We start from the raw sequence: 18243 nt of genomic DNA, 5'->3' as shown, positions 1-18243 counted from the left end.
GTTGTCCGTGCACATCCGTGAGTACACCGACGACGACATCGAGGCCGTGTTCCGGCTTCGCAAGCTCGCGTTCAACTCGACCGAGCGGCCGGAACGGTTGGTGAAGCCGGGTTCGCACGGACTGGTCGCCGAGATCGACGGCCGGGTCGCGGGTGTGCTCGGCATCGGCTCCTACGCGCAGTTCTACGGTGGCGCCGCGGTTCCCATGGGCGGGATCGGCGGCGTCGCCGTCGACGGGGCGTACCGCGGCCGGGGTGTGGCGAACGCGTTGCTCGACGCCGCGCTGGTCGTCATGCGGGAGCACGGCCAGCCGATCTCGGCGCTCTACCCGACCGTGCCGACCCTGTACCGGGGACGCGGCTGGGAACGTGCCGGGGTCTTCGAGTGGGTCGAGCTGCCGATGGACAGGGTGCTCTCAGTTCCCAGGCCTGCCGAGCCGATAGCTTCGCGCCCGGCGGACGGGAGCGACCTCACCGCGCTGCACGAGTGCTACCTGGAGGTGGCGCGGACGATCGGCGGCATGGCCGACCGCCGCCCGCCGAGGATCGACCTCGGCAAGGTGCTCGAGATGGACCTGGTGAGCGTGCTGCCCGGCCCGAACGGCCTGCGCGGGTACCTGACCGCGAGCCGCGAGCCCGGCGGCGACATGGGCCGGCTCAAGGTTCACGACCTCATCGGGGTCGACGTCGAGGCACAGCTGAACCTCCTCGCCTCGCTGGCGTCCTGGGCGGGCACGCTCGAAGCGATCGACCTGCGGATCACCGACCCGGCGACGGTCAACCTCCTGGGCGGCACCCCGTTGCGCCACTCGGTGTGGACCTCCACGTGGATGCAACGCGTGGTGGACCTGCCCGCCGCCGTGGCCGCCCGAGGCTGGCCGCGCCTCGCCGATGCCGCGGTGGACCTGGAGATCATCGACGAGCACGCGCCGTGGCACGCGGGCCGGTGGCGCGTCGTCGTGGAGGACGGCGCGGTGCGGGCCGAACCCGGCGGCACCGGTGCGGTGCGGTTGCACGCGCGGGCGCTCGGACCGTGGTTCTCCGGCGCGCAGAACACGCATGCGTTGCGGCGCGCGGGTTTGCTGGAGGGCGACCCGGCCGGCGCGGCGGTGCTCGACCAGCTCACCGGCTCGTCCGGCACACCCCGGCTCGCGGACTTCTTCTGATGGCCGACGTCTACCACGAGGTCATGCGCGCGATCTGGGACCACAACCTGCACTTCGGTCTCTGGACGTCCGAAGAGGACGACTCGTCCAACCGCATCGCCGCCGAACGGATGACGGCGCTGCACATCGACCGGCTCGGCGCCCGTCACGGCTGGCGAGTGCTGGACCTGGGCCGTCGCGTCGGCACGTCCGCCTTCCGGCTGGCCGAGGCCTCGCACGCGGACATCGTCTCGGTCTCGCCGAGCGCCGATCACGTCGCGCGCGCCAACACGCGGGCCGAGGCCCTGTTCGTGGACGAGCAGGTCCGGTTCGTGCACGCGGATCCGCACGCGATGCCGTTCCCCGACGACACCTTCGACGCGGCGTGGGCCGTGGAGACGTTGCCGCACTTGGGCGACAGGGTCAGCGTGCTGCGCGAGTTCGCACGCGTGGTCAAGCGGTCGGGCGTCGTCGTGGTGTCCGACTTCGTGCAGCGCAGGCCGGTCGCACCGGGCCTGATGGACGACCTCCAGCCGATCCTGAGCACGTACGACATCGACGAGCTGCCGACCTTCGCGGGCTACCCGAAGTTGTTGGCGGCAGCCGGTTTGCAGGTGGTGGAGCTGCTGGACCTGAGCACTGAGACGCGCAGGACCGTGCCGCGGATGCAGGTCGGCGCGAGGAGGCACTACGACGCCCTCATCGCGGCGCACGGAGAAGAGGCGCGGCAGTACCTCGACCAGATCCTGTCGCCGCTCGCGATCCAGCCGTCGCTGGGCTATTTGCTGGCGGTTGCGCGCGTGTGAATTCGTCCGAGCGGCCTCGTCAAGTAAGAATGAACGCGTGGCGGGGGACCAGGACGAGGTCAGGCATGCCTACGGCGACAACATGGGTTGGCGCCTGAAGGGCTATGCGAAGCGGCGCAGCGGGCCACCGGTCAGCGTGCGCGAGCTCTCCCGCGCGCAGTTCCTGGCGATCAGACCGTTCTTCGAGGCCGAGGACAACCCGTGGCTCGTGGACATGCACGAGGTGGTCGCGGAGGTCCGGTCGCGCGTCGAGCAGGTGCTCGGCCCGCTGAGCCCCGACGAGGACTACTACGTCACCGGCCACCCGCTGGACTGGGACAAGGACCCGGTGCAGGTCGCACGGGACCTGCTCGACCTCAAGTACCCGCTGGCCACGGCCGCTTTCCTGGGCGGCAGCGTGGCGGCGGGGAACTACACCGCGAACTCCGACCTGGACATGGTCGTGATCGTCGACGACCTGCCGTGCGCGTTCCGGGAGACGCTGCGGCACCGCGGCTGGCCGGTCGAGCTGTTCTGTCACACGATCGAGTCGTTCCAGGACTTCGTGGCCCGGGACACCGAGGGCCGGCGGCCTCCTTTGCTGCACATGTGCGCCGAGGGTTTCCTGATGCTCGACGCCGACGGCACCGGTCAGCGCATGCGGGCCGAGGCGCGCGTTCTGCTGGACGCGGGCCCTCCACTCGCGACCGTCACCGAGCTCGAAGACCGTCGTTACGGCACCACGGACCTGCTCGAAGACCTCATCGGCGCACGGGACGAGGACGAACAGCTGTTCGTCGCGGCTCGGTTGCTGACCTGCGCGGGCGAGCTGGCGCTGGTCGTGCAGAACCGGTGGCTCGGGCACGGGAAGTGGCTGATGCGCCGGCTGCGTGAGGCCAAGGAGGACGAGCTCGTGGACTCCTACCGGGCGTTGGTGCGGGGCGAGGGTGCCGAGCGGTTCATCGCCGTCGTGGAGGCCGTGCTGGTGTCCGCGGGAGGCCGGCTGGACGCCGGTTACCGCCGGGCAGCGCCGCCCCGATAACCCACTATTCTCTCCGTTCGTGCTGCTCATCGTCCTGGAGCTGATCGGTATCGCGGTCTTCGCCGCCTCCGGAGCGGTGGCCGCGGTTCGCGCTCGCCTCGACGTGTTCGGCGTGACCATCCTGGCGCTCACCACGGCGCTGGGCGGCGGCATCATCCGCGACGTCCTGCTCGGCGTGCACCCGCCGACGAGCCTGCGGAACTGGCCGTACCTGCTGGTCGCGGGCGGCACGGGCCTGATCGTCTTCTGGTTCCACCCGCAGGTCGCGAAGCTCCGCCGCTCCGTGTTGCTGCTGGACGCCGTGGGCCTCGGTCTGTTCGTCACGTCCGGCACGTCGACCGCGTTGTCACTCGGTGCGACTCCGTACGCGGCGTGCCTCATCGGCATGACGGCGGGAATCGGCGGTGGCGCGCTTCGTGACCTGCTCCTCCGTGAGATTCCTCTGGTCCTGAGGAGAGAGATCTACGCTGTGGCGGCGCTATGCGGTGCGGTCGTCGTCGCAGTGGGTGAATGGGTCGGACTGCCGAAAGGCCTGGTCGCGCTGACTGGTGCGTCAATAATCATCACCATCAGGCTGATTGCGCTCTGGCGGAAGTGGAACGCACCTGTCGCACGGGGCCTCGAAGGCTAACGCCGAACTCACACCCGCAGTTAGGGCCCTTCTCAGGCGGCTCTCAGATCCCTCGGCAAGACTGCCCTCATGCGCATCCTCGTTGTCGACGACGACCGGGCGGTCAGGGAGTCACTCCGCCGCTCGCTCCAGTTCAACGGCTACCAGGTCGAGACTGCCGGCGACGGCATGCAGGCCCTGGAGTCGGTGACCGCCGCCAGGCCGGACGCGATGGTGCTCGACGTGATGATGCCCCGCCTCGACGGCCTCGAGGTGTGCCGCAGGCTGCGCAGCACCGGTGACGACCTGCCGATCCTCGTGCTGACCGCGCGTGACGCCGTGAGCGACCGGGTGTCCGGGTTGGACGCCGGTGCCGACGACTACCTGCCCAAGCCGTTCGCGCTGGAGGAGTTGCTGGCCCGGTTGCGCGCGTTGCTGCGCCGCGCCGCCCACGACGACGACGCGGCACAGAAGTCCGCCGCCGCCCTGAAGTTCTCCGACCTGGAACTGGACCCGTCGACCCGCGACGTCCGTCGCGGCGAGCGTCCGATCAGCCTCACCCGCACCGAGTTCGCGCTGCTCGAGCTCCTGCTGGCGCACCCGCGCCAGGTGCTCACCCGCAGCCGCATCCTGGAGGACGTGTGGGGATACGACTTCCCGACCTCGGGCAACGCTCTCGAGGTCTACGTGGGGTATCTGCGCCGCAAGACGGAGCTGGAGGGCGAGCCGAGGCTGATCCACACGGTGCGTGGGGTGGGCTACGTCCTGCGGGAGACCCCTCCGTGATCTTGGAACCACAGGGACGGCTCCAGAAGGCGTCGCTGCGGGCCCGGGTCACCTGGCTCGCGGCGTTCTGCGTCGCCGGGGCCGTCGCGCTGGTGTCGTTCGGCGCGTACATGATCGTCCGCAAGAGCACGTACGACGCTCTGGACGAGAGTCTGCGCACGCGAGCGGTGGCCGTGGCGGCGGGCGAGAAGATCGACGGCTCGGACTTCGTGGGCAAGTACCCGGCGGCGTTCCTCGCGGCCGGCGACGTGAAGATGGCCGTGCTGCTGGCCGACAGCGGACAGCTGCTCTTCCCGCAGGACTCCGACCGGCCGCCGACGGTCGCGGAGGCCTGGGACGTGGCGCAGGGCGAGCGGGACGAGTTCATCTGGACCGACCACAAGACCGAGTCGCGGGTCATCGCCGTCAAGTACCAGCCGGGCCAGGCGATCATCATCGCCCAGTCGATGTCGCCCCAGCGCACGACCTTGGCCAAGCTCAGCGTCGTGCTGCTGCTCATCGGCGGTGCCGGTGTGCTGCTCGCGGCCATCGCGGGAACAGCCGTGGCGCGCACGGGTCTGCGGCCGGTGCAACGGCTGACGGAGGCCACCGAACGTGTCGCGAACACGGGTGACCTGACGCCGATCCCGGTGGCGGGCGACGACGAGCTGGCGCGGTTGACGCACAGCTTCAACGCGATGCTCGGTGCCGTCGCGGAGTCGCAGGAACGCCAACGCCGCCTGGTCGCCGACGCGGGCCACGAGCTGCGCACACCGCTGACGTCCATGCGCACCAACCTGGAGCTGCTGCTGGCGTCGGAACGCCCGAACTCCCCCACGTTGTCCGAAGAGGACAAGCAGGACATTCACTCGGACGTGCGCGCCCAGCTCGACGAACTGACCACGCTGATCGGTGACCTGGTCGAACTGGCCCGCGAGGACGCCCCGCAGGTCATCCACGAGCCCGTCGACCTGGTCGAGGTGGTAGAACGGTCGATGGACCGCGCACGCCGCCGCGCCTCGAACGTCACGTTCGACGTACAGCTGCAGCCGTGGACACTTCTGGGTGATTCCAGTGCTCTGGAGCGCGCGGTGCTGAACCTCCTCGACAACGCGGTGAAGTTCAGTCCCTCGGGCTCGGCGGTGCGGCTGAACCTCCGTCAGGTGGGCGACGGCAGCGCCGTGGTGGAGGTGGCGGACGCGGGCCCCGGTATCGCGGACGCCGATCTACCTCACGTTTTCGAGCGGTTCTACCGCTCGTCCGAGGCGCGGACCCTGCCTGGTTCCGGCCTGGGACTCGCCATCGTCAAGCAGGTGGCACAACGGCACGGCGGCACGGCCACGGCGGGCAGAGCCCCCGAGGGTGGAGCCCTGTTCACGTTGCGCCTACCCGGACGTCCGTAAGGTGGGGCGTGTGAGTCATCGCGTGAACGACGATTCTTCGTCGACCTGGGAGACGACCCCTCCCACTGGAGACGGCCCCGCCGAACCCACGTCGCGCTTCTCGACGTCCGGTTCGAGGGCTTCGTCCTCTTCGTCGTACGAGGATCGCTCACCGCGCTCCTCCGCGTACGAGGACGACCCGGCGCCCAGGTTCTCCAAGAAGAAGACGAAGAAGAAGCAGCCGTTCTGGAAAGAGCTGCTGGTCATCTTCAGCGTCGCGCTGCTGCTGACCGTCGTCATCCAGACGTTCGTCGCGCGCGTGTTCGTCATCCCGTCGGCCTCGATGGAGACGACGCTGCACGGCTGCACGGGCTGCGTGAACGACAAGGTGCTGGTCGAGAAGATCACGTACCTGTTCAACGACCCGCGCCCCGGCGACGTCATCGTCTTCCGCGGCCCGCCGAACTGGACCGGCGGCAAGGAGCCCCCGAACTTCGTGGTCGGCACCCTGCAGGACCTCGGCTCGATGGTGAACCTGTCCGAGCCCAGCGGCACGGACTTCATCAAGCGCGTCATCGCCGTCGGCGGCCAGACCGTCGAGTGCTGCGACGACGAGGGCCGCGTGCTCGTCGACGGCAAGCCGCTGGACGAGCCGTACCTGAACTTCGGCGGCGGCCCGCGCCAGCAGGACTCGTTCGAGAAGGTCACCGTCCCCGCGGGCAAGCTGTGGGTGATGGGCGACAACCGCAACAACTCGTCGGACTCGCGCAAGCACGGCGACCCGACACCGGCCGACGGCGCGATCCCGATCGACAACGTGGTGGGCAAGGCCCGCGTGATCGTGATCCCCGTCGGGCGCTGGGGTTCGATCTCGGACTACAACCCGCAGACCGGCGGCAAGTAGTTCTTCGGCAACGCGAAGGGGGCGGCGACCACGTGGTCGCCGCCCCCTTCGCGTTCCGCGTGCTCAGCCCTTCGTAGAGCCCAGCGTCAGTCCGCCCACGAACTGCCGCTGCAACACGAAGAACACCACCAACGTGGGCAGCGCGACCAGGAGAGAGCCCGCTGCGATCAGGTTGTTGTCGGTGAAGAACGTGCCCTTGAGGTTCTGCAACGCCGACGTGACCGGCATCTTGTCGCCGTCCTGGATCAGCACCAACGCCCACAGGAAGTCGTTGTAGATCCAGGTGAACTCCAGCGTCGCGAGCGCCGCCAGCACCGGCCGGCACAACGGCAGGGTCAGCTGCCAGTACTGCCGGAACACCGAGGCGCCGTCGACGCGGGCGGCCTCGGTCAGCTCGTACGGGATGGTCTTCATGTAGTTCGACAGCACGAACGTGCAGAAGCCCATCTGGAACGCGATGTGGATGAGGATCACGCCGAGCGGTGAGTCGATCAGCGACTCGCTCTCCGACATCCACGCCGGCAGCTCGATCAGCCGGTACAGCCGCCACAACGGCGTCACGATCACCTGCTGCGGCAACAGGTTGCCCGCGGTGAACAGCATCAGCAGCCCGATGTTGAACTTGAAGCTGAACCGCGACACCGCGAACGCCACCATCGAGCTCAGCACGAGCGTGATCAGCAGGGCGGGCACGGTGATCAGGAACGTGTTCCAGTAGAAGTGCGGCAGGTCGCCGATCTCCCACGCCTTCGCGAAGTTCTCGAACGTCAGCGACTTCGCGATGGAGAAGTAGCCGTTGACCGACGTGTCGTCGTAGGTCCGCAGCGACGCGTAGACCGCCCACAGCAGCGGTGCCAGCGTCATCAGGCACGTGAGGATCAAGAACACGTGCAGCGCCACGCGGGCCGGCGTGGTCGGCCTGGTCTTCTTCACCGGCACCGAAGGCCGTTCCAGCGTGGCCGTCACGACCGGTTCTCCTTGCTGAACGTCTGGTACAGGTACGGGATGATGACGCCGAGCGAGATCGTCAGCAGGATCACCGCTACGGCGGAGCCGCGGCCGATGCGCGAAGCCTCACCGATGATGTTGTCGGTCACCAGCACCGACAGCAGCTCAAGTCCGTTGCGTCCCTTGTTGATGACGTACACGATGTCGAACGCGCGCAGCGCCTCGATCACCGTCACCACCGCCACCACGATGTTCACCGGCTTCATCACCGGGAAGGTGACCCGGAAGAACGTCTGGGAGGCCGAGGCGCCGTCCAGTGACGCGGCTTCCTTCAGCGCCGGGTCGACGGACTTCAGGCCCGCCAAGTACAGCAGCATGATGTAGCCGGTGTGCCGCCACGCCGCCGCGACCATCACCGCGTACAGGTTGATGTCCGAGTCGCCGATCCAGTCGACCGGTTTGTCGAGGCCCAGCACCGAGTTCAGCAGACCGCCGTCCGGCGTGTAGATCAGCTGCCAGATGAAGCCCACCAGGGCCAGCGACAACACCATCGGCATGTACAGCGCGGACTGGTAGATCCGGCTGAACCGCAGTTCGCGGTCGAGCAGCACGGCGAGCAGCAGACCCGCCGACGTCGGCACGATCAGCAGGAACAGCAACCAGATCAGGTTGTGCTGCACCGCCGGCCAGAACCGCGGGTACTCCGTGAAGATCTCGACGTAGTTCCCGACACCGATCCACTCGATGTCCTCGAAGCCGCCGATGCCGTTCCACCTGCTGAACGACAACGCGACCGAGCCCAGCGTCGGGATCCACACGAACAGCAGGTGCACGAACGTGGGGATGCCGAGCATGAGCGCCAGCACGAGTTTGTCCGTGCCGGCGAGGGCCGTGGCACGCTTTCCACGCCGACGAGGCGGCGGCCCGGAGGGGGCCACCGCCTTCGGCTTCTCCTGCAACGCGGTCACTTGAAGATGTTCTTCGCCTGATCAGCCATGCCCTTGAGCACGGAGTCGATGTTGTTCGGGTCCTTGATGAACTCGATGAGGCCGTTGGTGGCCGCCTCGCTCGCGAAGCCGGGGTCGGTGTCGCGGTCGAGGAACTGCGTGATGTGCTTGGCGTTCTTGATGGTGTCCGCCACCTTCTTCTGCAGCGGGCTGTACCCGGCCTGGTCCGCCTTCTGGTTGGTCGCGACCGCGGTCGGGTCGGCCTTCAGGTAGGCGAGCTGCGGCTCGGCGGAGGACAGGTACTCCATCAGCTTCAGCGCACCGTCCGAATTGGACGGCTTCTTCGCCAGCATGTAGCCGTCGATCGGCGCCTCGACCGTGTCGGTGCCGTGCGTCGGGTTGATCTCCGGGAACGGGAAGAAGTCCAGGTCCTCCTTCTCCGCGTCCGGGAACTGCTGGCCCACGAACGCGCCGAGCAGGTACATGCCGGACTTCTTCTGCTGCAACGTCTGCGCGGCTTCCTGCCACTCGCGGCCGAGCGCGTTCTCCTGGTGGAACGGCAGCAGCCGCTTCCAGGTGTCGAACACGTCCTTGACCCGCTTGTCCTGCCAGTCTTCCTTGCCCGCCAGCAGGTCCACGTGGAACTGGTAGCCGTTGGTGCGGAAGTTGAGCTGGTCGAACGTGCCCATGCCCGGCCAGCCCTGCTTCTGGGCGAAGGCGATCGGGATCAGGCCGTCGGCCTTCATCTTCGTGGCGAGCGCGACGAGTTCGTCGAGCGTCTTCGGGACCGCGTAGCCCTTCTCCTGCCACACGCTCTTCCGATAGAACATGCCCCACGCGTACTGGGTGAACGGCACGAAGTACTGCTTGCCGTCCGTGCCCGTCGACGCCTGCTTGAGCGCGTCGGAGTAGTTGCCGCCGATCTTGCCCCACAGGTCGGTGAGGTCGCCGGTGAGACCCTGGTCGGCGAAGAACCGCATGCGGTAGCCGGCGAACCACGCGAGCACGTCGTCCGGCTTGCCCTGCAGGTAGTTGTTGATCTGCTCCTGGTACTGCTCGTGCTGCTTGGTGTTGATCGTGACGGACAGGCCGCCCGACTGGGCCTCGAAGGCCTTCACCGCGGCGGTGATCGCGTCCTTCGGCACCTGGTCGGACAGGTTGTTGCCGAACGTGACGACCTTCGATTCACCACCCGTGCTCGAACCGCCGCCGCACGCTGAAAGAAGACCACCGGTCGCGGCAACGCCCGCACCGGCCAGCATGACTCGCAGCATCGTTCGCCGACCGAAGTGCGGTAACGGAGTGGAACCAGGCGTGTGCAGAACCATCATCGCTCCTACAGGTGACACTCGCTCGTGCGAACCGAACAGGACTCCAACAAAGTTGCGCATAATGTGGTCCCAGTCATACACCATGTCAAGTCCCGTTACGGAGCTGTTAAACCCCTGGACAGCCGCGTTCCGGGCGGTTGCTCGGCGTTTCCCGGTACTTGTCCCGGTCAACCGCCGAACAGACCCCAACGGGCAGTTGTGTTTGCTTGTGTTGACGTTGGGGGTCGTTGTCGGCCACGCTTGCGCCGTGACGACGTGGCCAACTGACCTGCAAGGCCTCGGCTGGGGGGCTGACTACAACCCCGAGCAGTGGCCGGAACACGTCTGGACCGAGGACGTCGAGCTCATGCGGCGCGCCGGCGTCACCATGGTCAGCCTGGGCATCTTCAGCTGGGCGAAGATCGAGGTCAGCAAGGGCGAGTACCGGTTCGACTGGCTCGACCGCGTGATGGACCTGCTGCACGCCGGCGGCATCCGCGTCGACCTCGCGACCGCCACCGCCGCGCCTCCGCCGTGGCTCACCACCGAGTACCCCGAGATGCTGCCCGTCCGCGCGGACGGTGTGCGGCTCTCGCACGGCTCACGGCAGGCCTACTGCCCGTCGTCGCCGATCTACCGCGACCGGGCGACCGCGCTGGCCGCCGAGATGGCCTCGCACTACCGCGACCACCCGGCCCTCGCCGCGTGGCACGTCGGCAACGAGTACGCGTGCCACGTGAAGCGCTGCTACTGCGACACGTGCGCCGCGTCGTTCCGTGAGTGGCTGTCGAGCCGCTACACGCTCGACCAGCTCAACGACGCGTGGTCCACGGCGTTCTGGAGCCAGGGCTACACCGACTTCGCGCAGGTCCTGCCGCCGCGCGCCACGCCGACGTTCGCGAACCCGGCGCACGTGCTGGACTACGACCGGTTCTCCGACGACGCGATCCTGGAGCTCTACAAGGCCGAGCGGGACGTGCTGCGCATGATCACGCCGGACGTGCCGATCACGACGAACTTCATGGTCAACTGGACGTTCGGCGACCTCGACTACTGGAAGTGGGCCCGCGAGGTCGACTTCGTCTCGAACGACCACTACACCGAGGCCCAGTCGCCTGATCGGCACATCGAACTCGCCATGTCCGCGGATCTCGTGCGCGGCCTGGCGGGCGGCAAGCCGTGGCTGCTGATGGAGGCCTCGACGTCGGCGGTGAACTGGCAGCGGCGCAACATCGCCAAACTGCCGGGCGAGATGCGGCGGCACTCGTTCCAGAACATCGCCCGCGGCGCCGACGGCACGTTGTTCTTCCAGTGGCGGCAGTCGCGCGGCGGCAGCGAGCGCTACCACTCGGCGATGGTCCCGCACGCCGGTACGGACACGAAGGTGTACCGGGAGGTCTGCGAGGTCGGCGCCGAGTACGGCCGGCTGGCCGAGGTCATCGGTTCCACTGTGGACGCTTCCGTCGCGATCCTGTTCGACTTCCAGTCCGGCTGGGCGCTGCGGCAGGACGCCCACCCGACCAACGACTTCGACTACTACAAGCACGTTCTCGGGTACTACAAGGCGCTCTGGCAGGCCGGTGTCACGGTCGACTTCGTGGCGCCGGGCACGAACCTCTCGGCGTACTCGCTGGTGGTCGTACCGGCCTTCTACGCGGTGTCCGACGCGCACGCCGCCGTCATCGCGGACTACGTGGCAGGCGGCGGTCATGTCGTGGTCACGTACCTGTCCGGCGTTGCGGACCAGCACACGCGCGTGCGGCTCGGCGGGTACCCCGGAGCGTTCCGGGACGTGCTCGGCGTGTGGTCCGAGGAGTTCCACCCGCTGCGGGAGAACGAAACGGTCTCGCTGACCGACGGATCGACCGCTTCGTTGTGGACGGAGCACCTGCACACGCGCACGGCTGACACCGTTGTCTCCTACGCGGACGGCCCGTTGCCCGGCGTGGCGGCGGTGACACGAAACGCGTTCGGCAACGGTGTCGCCTGGTACGTGGCGTGCGATCTTGACGAGGACGGTCTCGTCCGAACGGTGGAAAACGCGCTTTCCAGTGCGGGCGTTGCGGTGTCGCCTTCGCCGATTGAGCTTGTGCGGCGCAGGGGCGACGTATCGTTCCTCTTCGCCGTCAACCACACCGACACCGACGCGCAGATCGAGGCGTCCGGTGTCGACGTGTTGTCCGGCGAACAGGTCTCCGGACGCCTCACCGTGCGAGCCGGGGACGTAGTCGTCCTCAGGGAAGAGGTGTGAGGTGCTGGCACGTCAACGGCAAGCGGTAATCATCGAAGAGGTCCGTCGTACGGGTGCGGTGCGCGTCAGCGACCTCGTCGTGCGGCTCGGCGTCTCGGACATGACCGTGCGCCGCGATCTCGACGTGCTCGCCGCACGCGGCCTGGTGGAGAAGGTCTACGGCGGCGCGACGTCCGTCGTCGGGCGCTCGACCGACGAGCCCGGTTTCGAGGCCAAGTCGGTGCGGCAGCTGCCCGAGAAGGAGGCGATCGCGGCGCTGGCCGCGGGCCTCGTGCGTCCGGGCACGGCCATCGGTCTGTCCGCCGGCACGACGACGTGGACGTTAGCTCGGTTCCTCGACGACATCCCCGACCTCACCGTCGTCACGAACTCCATCCGCGTCGCGGACGTGCTGCAACAGAGCGGGCGCACGGATCGCACGGTCGTGCTGACCGGTGGCGTGCGCACGCCGTCCGACGCGCTGGTGGGCCCGGTGGCCGTGCAGGCGCTGCGCTCGCTGCATCTGGACGTGGTCTTCCTGGGCGTGCACGGCATGGCCGAACGCTCCGGGTTCACGACCCCGAACCTCAACGAGAGTGAGACGGACCGCGCGCTCGTCGACGCCGCCGGACGCGTGGTCGTGGTCGCGGATCACACGAAGTGGGGCACCGTCGGCATTTCCACGATCGCCGACCTCGACGAGGCGCACGTCCTGGTGACCGACGAGGGTCTGCCGGACGACGCGCGGGCGATCCTCTCCGAGCAGGTCGGCGAGTTGGTGTTGGCTCATGTACCGGGAAGTGGCGAGGAGTTGGCGTGAGGCGTACCGCGGGCAAACTGGCGGACGGCCGGGAGATCATCTACTTCGACGACAGCGCTGAGGCACCGCCGCGAGTCGCGGTGGACACCCGGGATCTTCCGGAGACCCAGCCGATGTCCGAAGTCCGGCTGGACCCGTTGACCCGCGAATGGGTCGCGATGGCGGCTCATCGCCAGACACGTACGTACAAACCACCGGCGGATCTCTGCCCGCTGTGTCCGTCGACGCCGGGCAGGCCCACGGAGATCCCCGAGGCCGACTACGACGTCGTGGTGTTCGAGAACAGGTTTCCCTCGCTGGCGCAGAACGTGCCGGACGTGCCGTCCACTGTGGATGGTGAGTCGTTGTTCGTGCGCGCGCCGGGGCGTGGGCGTTGTGAGGTCGTGTGCTTCACCTCGGACCACAACAAGTCGTTCGGCGAGCTCTCCGAGTCGCGCGTGCGCACCGTCGTGGACGCCTGGGCGGACCGCGTCGCCTTCTTGTCAACGTTGCCAGGGGTCGAACAGGTCTTCCCGTTCGAGAACCGCGGCGAAGAGATCGGCGTGACGCTCTCGCATCCGCACGGCCAGATCTACGCGTACCCGTTCATCACGCCCCGCACCGAGCGGATGCTTGAGGCGGCGTTGGAGCACTACGCGGCCAACGGACGTCCGCTGTTCGGTGACGTGCTGGAGGCCGAGCTTCGCGCGGGCGCGCGCGTGGTGGAAGAGTCCGCGCACTGGGCCGCCTTCGTGCCCGCCGCCGCCCGCTGGCCCGTCGAGGTCGTGCTGGCGCCACGCCGTCAGGTGCCCGACGTCGCCGCACTGTCCTCAGTGGAGCGCGACGACTTCGCGTCGATCTACCTGAAGGTGCTGCACCGCCTGGACGCGCTGTACGACCGCCCGCTGCCCTACATCGCGGCCTGGCACCAGGCGCCGGTCAACGTCGGCCGTGCCGAGATGTGGCTGCACCTCCAGGTCTTCTCGGTGCTCAGGACGAAGGACAAGCTCAAGTACCTCGCGGGCTCCGAGTCCGGAGAAGCCGTGTGGATCAACGACGTGACGCCCGAGCAGATCGCCGAACGACTCCGCGGAACACACAAGTAGCTCCCAGGCTGGTTTAAGGGTTCTCTCAGGCCGAGCCGAGAGACTATGGCCATGACCGAGAGCAACCAGCCAGCGCCGCAGCCGGAAGAGCCCACCTCCGTGCCGACGAGCGCCGGTCAGACAGACTCCGGCGCGCGGGAGCAGGGCCCGTCGCTGCCGGAACCCGGCCAGCCGGATCCTTTGCAGGGGGGATCCGGCCAGGCTGGGGCTACTCACGTTCCTGCCGGTCTGGGCGATGTGCCCGCCTCATTCACTTCGGCCCAGCCGCAGGTGCCCTCACCTGACGCGGGCCAGACGCAGCTCGGCGGGCCCGGACCCGGCCAGCAGCTTCCTCCATCAGGGTCCGGCCAACCTCACCCGCTCGGCCTCGGCGCCACGACCGCGCAGTTCGGCGCGGAGCAGCCCGCAGGACCGCCCTCCAGCCCGTTCGCGGGGCCTCAGGGACCGCAGACGGGTCAGTACTACCTCCCACCCGGCTTCCAGCCGCCGCCCGTCCCGCAGCGTCCCAAGGGCCGCGGGAAGGTCGTGGCGGGCGTCGCCGCCCTCGTGCTGATCGTCGGCGGCCTCTCCGGCGGCCTCGGCGGCTACCTGGGCTACACCTTCGCGAACGACTCGTCGTCCGTGAGCTCCCTCGACTCGCCCCGCCCGGCCTCGCAAGCGTCGAACGCACCCGCGGGCTCGGTCGAGGACGTGGCGAACAAGCTGCTGCCGTCCGTCGTGCAGATCCAGGTCACGACGCGCTCCGGCGCCGGCGAGGGCTCGGGCTTCATCATCTCCGGCAACGGCCAGATCGTGACGAACAACCACGTCATCGAGGGCGCTGCCTCCGGCGGCGACATCAAGGTCGTCTTCCAGGACGGCAAGACCGCCACCGCCAAGATCCTCGGCCGCGACCCGAGCTCCGACATCGCCGTCATCCAGGCCGACGGCGTCTCGAACCTCCCGGTCGTGCAGCTCGGCAACTCCGGCGACATGAAGACCGGCCAGGCCGTCGTCGCGATCGGCTCGCCGTTCGAACTGTCCGGCACCGTCACCTCCGGCATCGTCAGCTCGGTGAACCGCCCGGTCTCGGCCGGCGGTGACCGCAACTCGCAGGCGACCGTGCTGAACGCCATCCAGACCGACGCCGCGATCAACCCCGGCAACTCCGGCGGCCCCCTGGTGAACATGCAGGGCCAGGTCGTCGGCATCAACTCGGCGATCTACAGCCCGAGCCAGGGCCAGGGACAGGCCGGTTCCGTGGGCATCGGCTTCGCGATCCCGATGGACCAGGCCCGCCGCACGATCGACGAGATCGTGAAGAGCGGCAAGCCCAAGCAGACCGTCCTGGGCGTGAAGGTCGAGTCGACCGAGCAGGGCGCCAAGATCTCCGAGATCACCGGTGGCGGCGCGGCCGAGAAGGCCGGGCTCAAGGCCGGTGACGTGATCACCAAGTTCGGTGACCGTCGCATCGACGAGTCGGACACGCTGGTCGCCGCGGTCCGGTCGAAGGCGCCCGGCGACAAGGTCACGATCACGCTGTCCGACAACAGGACGGTGGAAGCCACCCTCGACGGTGTCGAGGTGGGATAGGTCGGGGGAGCGCTCGGTTTCTGGCATCCGCCGCCCGCCAGAAACCGAGCGTTACGACCCCTGAGGGGTCGTGGCCGTGTGCACCTGCCCCGTGCGCGGCTGCGGCCTCTTTTGTTTCGTCTTCTTACGGCCTTATGACGCTTGCGGGCCTGCCCGGCTTTCGTGGCTTAGCGTGGTGACGTGGTGGAACGGGTGCTGGTCGTCGACGACGACACGACGGTGCGCGACGTGGTGCGTCGCTACCTCGAACACGCCGGGTACGAGGTCGAGCTGGCCGGTGACGGGGAGCAGGCGTTGCGGCTGATGGCCACGCACGAGCCGGACATCGTGGTCCTCGACCTGATGTTGCCGGGCATCGACGGCCTCGAGGTCTGCCGGCGGATCCGGGAGCGCGGCAGCACGCCCGTTGTCATGCTGACGGCGCTGGGCGAGGAAGAAGATCGCATCGCCGGGTTGCAGATCGGCGCGGACGACTACGTCACCAAGCCCTTCAGTCCGCGCGAGCTGGCGTTGCGCGTCTCGTCGGTGTTGCGGCGGGCCAGCAGGGCCTACGAGCCGCGGGTGGTGCGGGACGGGAACCTCGTGCTGGACGTGGCCGCGCACACCGCGACGCTGGACGGGCGGCCGTTGCAGCTGACCACCCGCGAGTTCGACCTGCTGGCGTTCTTCATCGGCAACGCCGGCAAGGCGTTCGGGCGGGCCGAGTTGCTGGAGCGGGTGTGGGGCTGGCAGTTCGGCGACCAGTCGACCGTGACCGTCCACGTGCGACGGTTGCGGGAGAAGATCGAGGAGGACCCGGCGAAACCGAAGCGGCTGAGCACCGTGTGGGGCGTCGGCTACAGGTATGACCCGTGTTCGACCGACTGAGCCGCGTGTCGCTGACCACCGCGATGACCGTGATGGTCATCGTGCCGGTGGTGGCGACCATCGCTGGTGTGCTCGTGGTCAGCAGGTTCATGTTCACGCCGATGCTCAACGCCGCGCTCATGGCGTGCGCTCTGGTCGGGCTGGTCACCGTGCCGTTCTCGATCATGCTGGGCCGCGCGATCGCGCGGCGGACCATGTGGGAACGCGAGGCCGAGGCGGCGCGGCGGCAGCTGGTGGCGTGGATCAGTCACGACCTGCGGACGCCGTTGGCCGGGATCCGGGCGATGACGGAGGCGCTGGAGGACGGCGTCGTCGCCGAGCCGGGCGAGGTCGCCGTCTACGCCAAGCAGATCGCGTTGGAGGCCGACCACCTGACGAAGCTCGTGGATGACCTGTTCCAGCTCTCGCGGATCACCGCGGGCGCGTTGAACCTGACGATGCACGACGTTCGCCTGGCCGATGTGGTCAGCGACGTGGTCGCCGCGTCCCGGCCCGTGGCCACGCGGAAGGGCGTGGAGTTGCGTGCGGACGCTCGTGAGTGGCCGGTCGTGCGCGGCTCAGATCCGGAACTGATGCGTGTCGTGCGCAACCTTGTGTCCAACGCCATTCGGCACACGCCGGAGGGCGGCGCGGTGTCCGTTCAGGTCGATGTGGACGGACCCGACGCGGTGGTGCGGGTGGACGACGCGTGCGGCGGCATACCCGATGACGTGCTGCCACAGGTGTTCGACGTGGGATTCCGGGGAAGCACGGCGCGCAACCCGACCGGCGCCGGACTGGGGCTTTCCATCGCGCGTGGCCTCGTCGACGCGCACCACGGGAGAATTGGCGCCCAGAACCACGGTCCTGGCTGCCGCTTCGAAGTCAGACTCCCGCTACGGTGATCGGTATGGAACGCAGCGCGCAGCGCCTTGGCCGCGCTTTGGTCGTGATCGTGGACGACCGGGTGGCGCACGGTGAGCAGGACGACAACTCCGGACCTCTTGTCACCGAACTGCTCGAAGAAGCGGGCTTCATCGTCGACGGCACCGTCGCGGTCGAGGGTGAGGTGGTCGACATTCGGGCCGCGCTCAACACGGCCGTCATCGGTGGCGTCGACCTCGTGGTCACCGTGGGCGGCACAGGCGTGTCCCCGCGCGACGTCACCCCCGACGCCACGCAGGGCGTGCTCGACCGCCCGATCCACGGCATCGCCGAGGCACTCCGCGCCTCTGGCCTCGCCGCGGGCGCGGTCGACGCGGGAATCTCGCGCGGCCTCGTCGGTGTCTCCGGCAGCACGCTCGTCGTGAACCTCGCGGGCTCGCGCTCAGCGGTCCGCGACGGCATGGCGACGCTGTCGGCCCTGGTGCCCTACGTGATCGAGCAGCTGAGCGGTCTTGACGAAGAGTGAGAAGCCGACGCCGGCCGACGACGACGCCGTAGCGCGCCGTCGTCGGTTGGCCGAGGTGTTCGGCGAAGTGCTCCCGGAGACGACGTCGGACGAGCGCGGTGGCGGGGCTTCGGCGGACGACCGCGAGGCCTGGTACCGCGAGAACAGGCCGCCGCACCACGGCGGCTGACGCCGACGCCGCGGACGGACTGGCGAGCCTGGGCAGTGAGCGGGCTCGGGGTGTGGTCGGCCGCGGTTCCGCGTTCTTGAGCGGGTGTGTGGCGGGGCCGAAGCCGACAAGCGTGGTCGCTTCGCGCTGAAGGCTGCGGACGGCTCAGCGGATGCAGATCGGCGAGGCCGGGTTCAGGCGCCTGGTGTGAGAGTTCGTGGCTGGTGTGTACGTCCTAGTGTCCTGAGTCGTTAGTTCGTGTGCAGGCGTAGGGTTCGGCGGCATGCCGAACCC

The 18243-nt window shown here is 68.5% G+C and carries 18 protein-coding genes; 15 read left to right on the top strand and 3 right to left on the bottom strand.

Going from position 1 to position 18243, the window contains the following annotated elements; genetic code table 11:
- The first annotated feature begins 7 nt into the window (after positions 1 to 7).
- The 7 genes from BM417_RS40165 (at position 8) to lepB (ending at position 6632) form a co-directional block, all read left to right on the top strand.
- Positions 8 to 1165 carry a GNAT family N-acetyltransferase gene (locus BM417_RS40165; protein ID WP_093605356.1) on the top strand — a complete coding sequence of 386 codons (1158 nt, stop codon included), beginning with the start codon at positions 8 to 10 and terminating at the stop codon, positions 1163 to 1165.
- Complete coding sequence (locus BM417_RS40160; protein ID WP_093605355.1) at positions 1165 to 1950, top strand: SAM-dependent methyltransferase; 786 nt, start codon at positions 1165 to 1167, stop codon at positions 1948 to 1950. Before BM417_RS40165 ends, BM417_RS40160 begins: the two co-directional genes overlap by 1 nt.
- A gap of 37 nt (positions 1951 to 1987) precedes the next feature.
- The gene (locus BM417_RS40155; protein WP_245822622.1) at positions 1988 to 2971 is read left to right on the top strand and encodes a nucleotidyltransferase domain-containing protein; all 984 of its coding nucleotides are present in this window, start codon (positions 1988 to 1990) and stop codon (positions 2969 to 2971) included.
- A 19-nt stretch (positions 2972 to 2990) separates the two neighbouring features.
- Entirely contained in the window at positions 2991 to 3602 is a 612-nt protein-coding gene (locus BM417_RS40150; protein WP_093605354.1) for a trimeric intracellular cation channel family protein, read from the top strand.
- A 69-nt stretch (positions 3603 to 3671) separates the two neighbouring features.
- Positions 3672 to 4367 (top strand): response regulator transcription factor, encoded by a 696-nt coding sequence (locus BM417_RS40145; protein ID WP_090007381.1) that lies wholly within the window; start codon positions 3672 to 3674, stop codon positions 4365 to 4367.
- On the top strand, positions 4364 to 5749 hold the full coding sequence (locus BM417_RS40140; protein ID WP_407656208.1) for a sensor histidine kinase: 1386 nt from the start codon (positions 4364 to 4366) through the stop codon (positions 5747 to 5749). The genes BM417_RS40145 and BM417_RS40140 overlap by 4 nt, the downstream gene beginning before the upstream one ends.
- A 10-nt stretch (positions 5750 to 5759) precedes the next feature.
- Positions 5760 to 6632, top strand: coding sequence for a signal peptidase I (gene lepB, locus BM417_RS40135; RefSeq protein WP_245822621.1), 873 nt, complete (start codon positions 5760 to 5762; stop codon positions 6630 to 6632).
- 63 nt (positions 6633 to 6695) lie between these two features.
- Here the strand turns inward: lepB and BM417_RS40130 are convergent, their stop codons facing one another.
- The 3 genes from BM417_RS40130 to BM417_RS40120 are packed head-to-tail and all read right to left on the bottom strand — an operon-like array spanning position 6696 to position 9789.
- The gene (locus tag BM417_RS40130; protein ID WP_245822620.1) at positions 6696 to 7598 is read right to left on the bottom strand and encodes a carbohydrate ABC transporter permease; all 903 of its coding nucleotides are present in this window, start codon (positions 7596 to 7598) and stop codon (positions 6696 to 6698) included.
- Entirely contained in the window at positions 7595 to 8548 is a 954-nt protein-coding gene (locus BM417_RS40125; RefSeq protein WP_245822618.1) for a carbohydrate ABC transporter permease, read from the bottom strand. The genes BM417_RS40130 and BM417_RS40125 overlap by 4 nt, the downstream gene beginning before the upstream one ends.
- A complete protein-coding gene (locus tag BM417_RS40120; RefSeq protein ID WP_245822616.1) occupies positions 8545 to 9789 on the bottom strand; it encodes an ABC transporter substrate-binding protein in 1245 nt (414 codons plus the stop codon). The genes BM417_RS40125 and BM417_RS40120 overlap by 4 nt, the downstream gene beginning before the upstream one ends.
- A 316-nt stretch (positions 9790 to 10105) precedes the next feature.
- Here BM417_RS40120 and BM417_RS40115 point away from each other — a divergent pair, with 316 nt between their 5' ends.
- The 8 genes from BM417_RS40115 to BM417_RS40080 all read left to right on the top strand — a co-directional run bounded on the left by BM417_RS40115 (position 10106) and on the right by BM417_RS40080 (position 17970).
- Positions 10106 to 12088: a beta-galactosidase gene (locus BM417_RS40115; RefSeq protein ID WP_218164716.1), complete on the top strand. Its 1983-nt coding sequence runs from the start codon at positions 10106 to 10108 to the stop codon at positions 12086 to 12088.
- Position 12089: 1 nt separating this feature from the next.
- Complete coding sequence (locus BM417_RS40110) at positions 12090 to 12887, top strand: DeoR/GlpR family DNA-binding transcription regulator (protein ID WP_093605353.1); 798 nt, start codon at positions 12090 to 12092, stop codon at positions 12885 to 12887.
- A complete protein-coding gene (galT, locus tag BM417_RS40105; protein ID WP_093605352.1) occupies positions 12884 to 13972 on the top strand; it encodes a galactose-1-phosphate uridylyltransferase in 1089 nt (362 codons plus the stop codon). Before BM417_RS40110 ends, galT begins: the two co-directional genes overlap by 4 nt.
- Before the next feature lie 51 nt (positions 13973 to 14023).
- Positions 14024 to 15544 carry a S1C family serine protease gene (locus tag BM417_RS40100; protein WP_093605501.1) on the top strand — a complete coding sequence of 507 codons (1521 nt, stop codon included), beginning with the start codon at positions 14024 to 14026 and terminating at the stop codon, positions 15542 to 15544.
- A gap of 180 nt (positions 15545 to 15724) precedes the next feature.
- On the top strand, positions 15725 to 16411 hold the full coding sequence (locus BM417_RS40095; RefSeq protein WP_177320880.1) for a response regulator transcription factor: 687 nt from the start codon (positions 15725 to 15727) through the stop codon (positions 16409 to 16411).
- A gap of 23 nt (positions 16412 to 16434) precedes the next feature.
- A complete protein-coding gene (locus BM417_RS40090) occupies positions 16435 to 17295 on the top strand; it encodes a sensor histidine kinase (protein WP_093605499.1) in 861 nt (286 codons plus the stop codon).
- A 5-nt stretch (positions 17296 to 17300) separates the two neighbouring features.
- Positions 17301 to 17801 (top strand): MogA/MoaB family molybdenum cofactor biosynthesis protein, encoded by a 501-nt coding sequence (locus tag BM417_RS40085; RefSeq protein ID WP_045311897.1) that lies wholly within the window; start codon positions 17301 to 17303, stop codon positions 17799 to 17801.
- Positions 17788 to 17970 carry a hypothetical protein gene (locus BM417_RS40080; protein WP_093605351.1) on the top strand — a complete coding sequence of 61 codons (183 nt, stop codon included), beginning with the start codon at positions 17788 to 17790 and terminating at the stop codon, positions 17968 to 17970. Before BM417_RS40085 ends, BM417_RS40080 begins: the two co-directional genes overlap by 14 nt.
- Positions 17971 to 18243: the final 273 nt, after the last annotated feature.

It is taken from the genome of Lentzea waywayandensis, from assembly GCF_900115955.1.
Classification (GTDB): domain Bacteria; phylum Actinomycetota; class Actinomycetes; order Mycobacteriales; family Pseudonocardiaceae; genus Lentzea; species Lentzea waywayandensis.
The sequence above is the reverse complement of the archived record's forward strand: the minus strand, read 5'-3'. Positions and strand labels throughout refer to the sequence as shown.

Excerpts from the sequence above, each read along its gene's own strand:
- BM417_RS40100 (WP_093605501.1), top strand. The coding sequence starts at position 14,024 with ATGACCGAGAGCAACCAGCCAGCGCCGCAGCCGGAAGAGCCCACCTCC.
- BM417_RS40085 (WP_045311897.1), top strand. The coding sequence starts at position 17,301 with ATGGAACGCAGCGCGCAGCGCCTTGGCCGCGCTTTGGTCGTGATCGTG.
- BM417_RS40145 (WP_090007381.1), top strand. The coding sequence starts at position 3,672 with ATGCGCATCCTCGTTGTCGACGACGACCGGGCGGTCAGGGAGTCACTC.
- BM417_RS40120 (WP_245822616.1), bottom strand. The coding sequence starts at position 9,789 with ATGCTGGCCGGTGCGGGCGTTGCCGCGACCGGTGGTCTTCTTTCAGCG.
- BM417_RS40160 (WP_093605355.1), top strand. The coding sequence starts at position 1,165 with ATGGCCGACGTCTACCACGAGGTCATGCGCGCGATCTGGGACCACAAC.
- BM417_RS40090 (WP_093605499.1), top strand. The coding sequence starts at position 16,435 with ATGACCGTGATGGTCATCGTGCCGGTGGTGGCGACCATCGCTGGTGTG.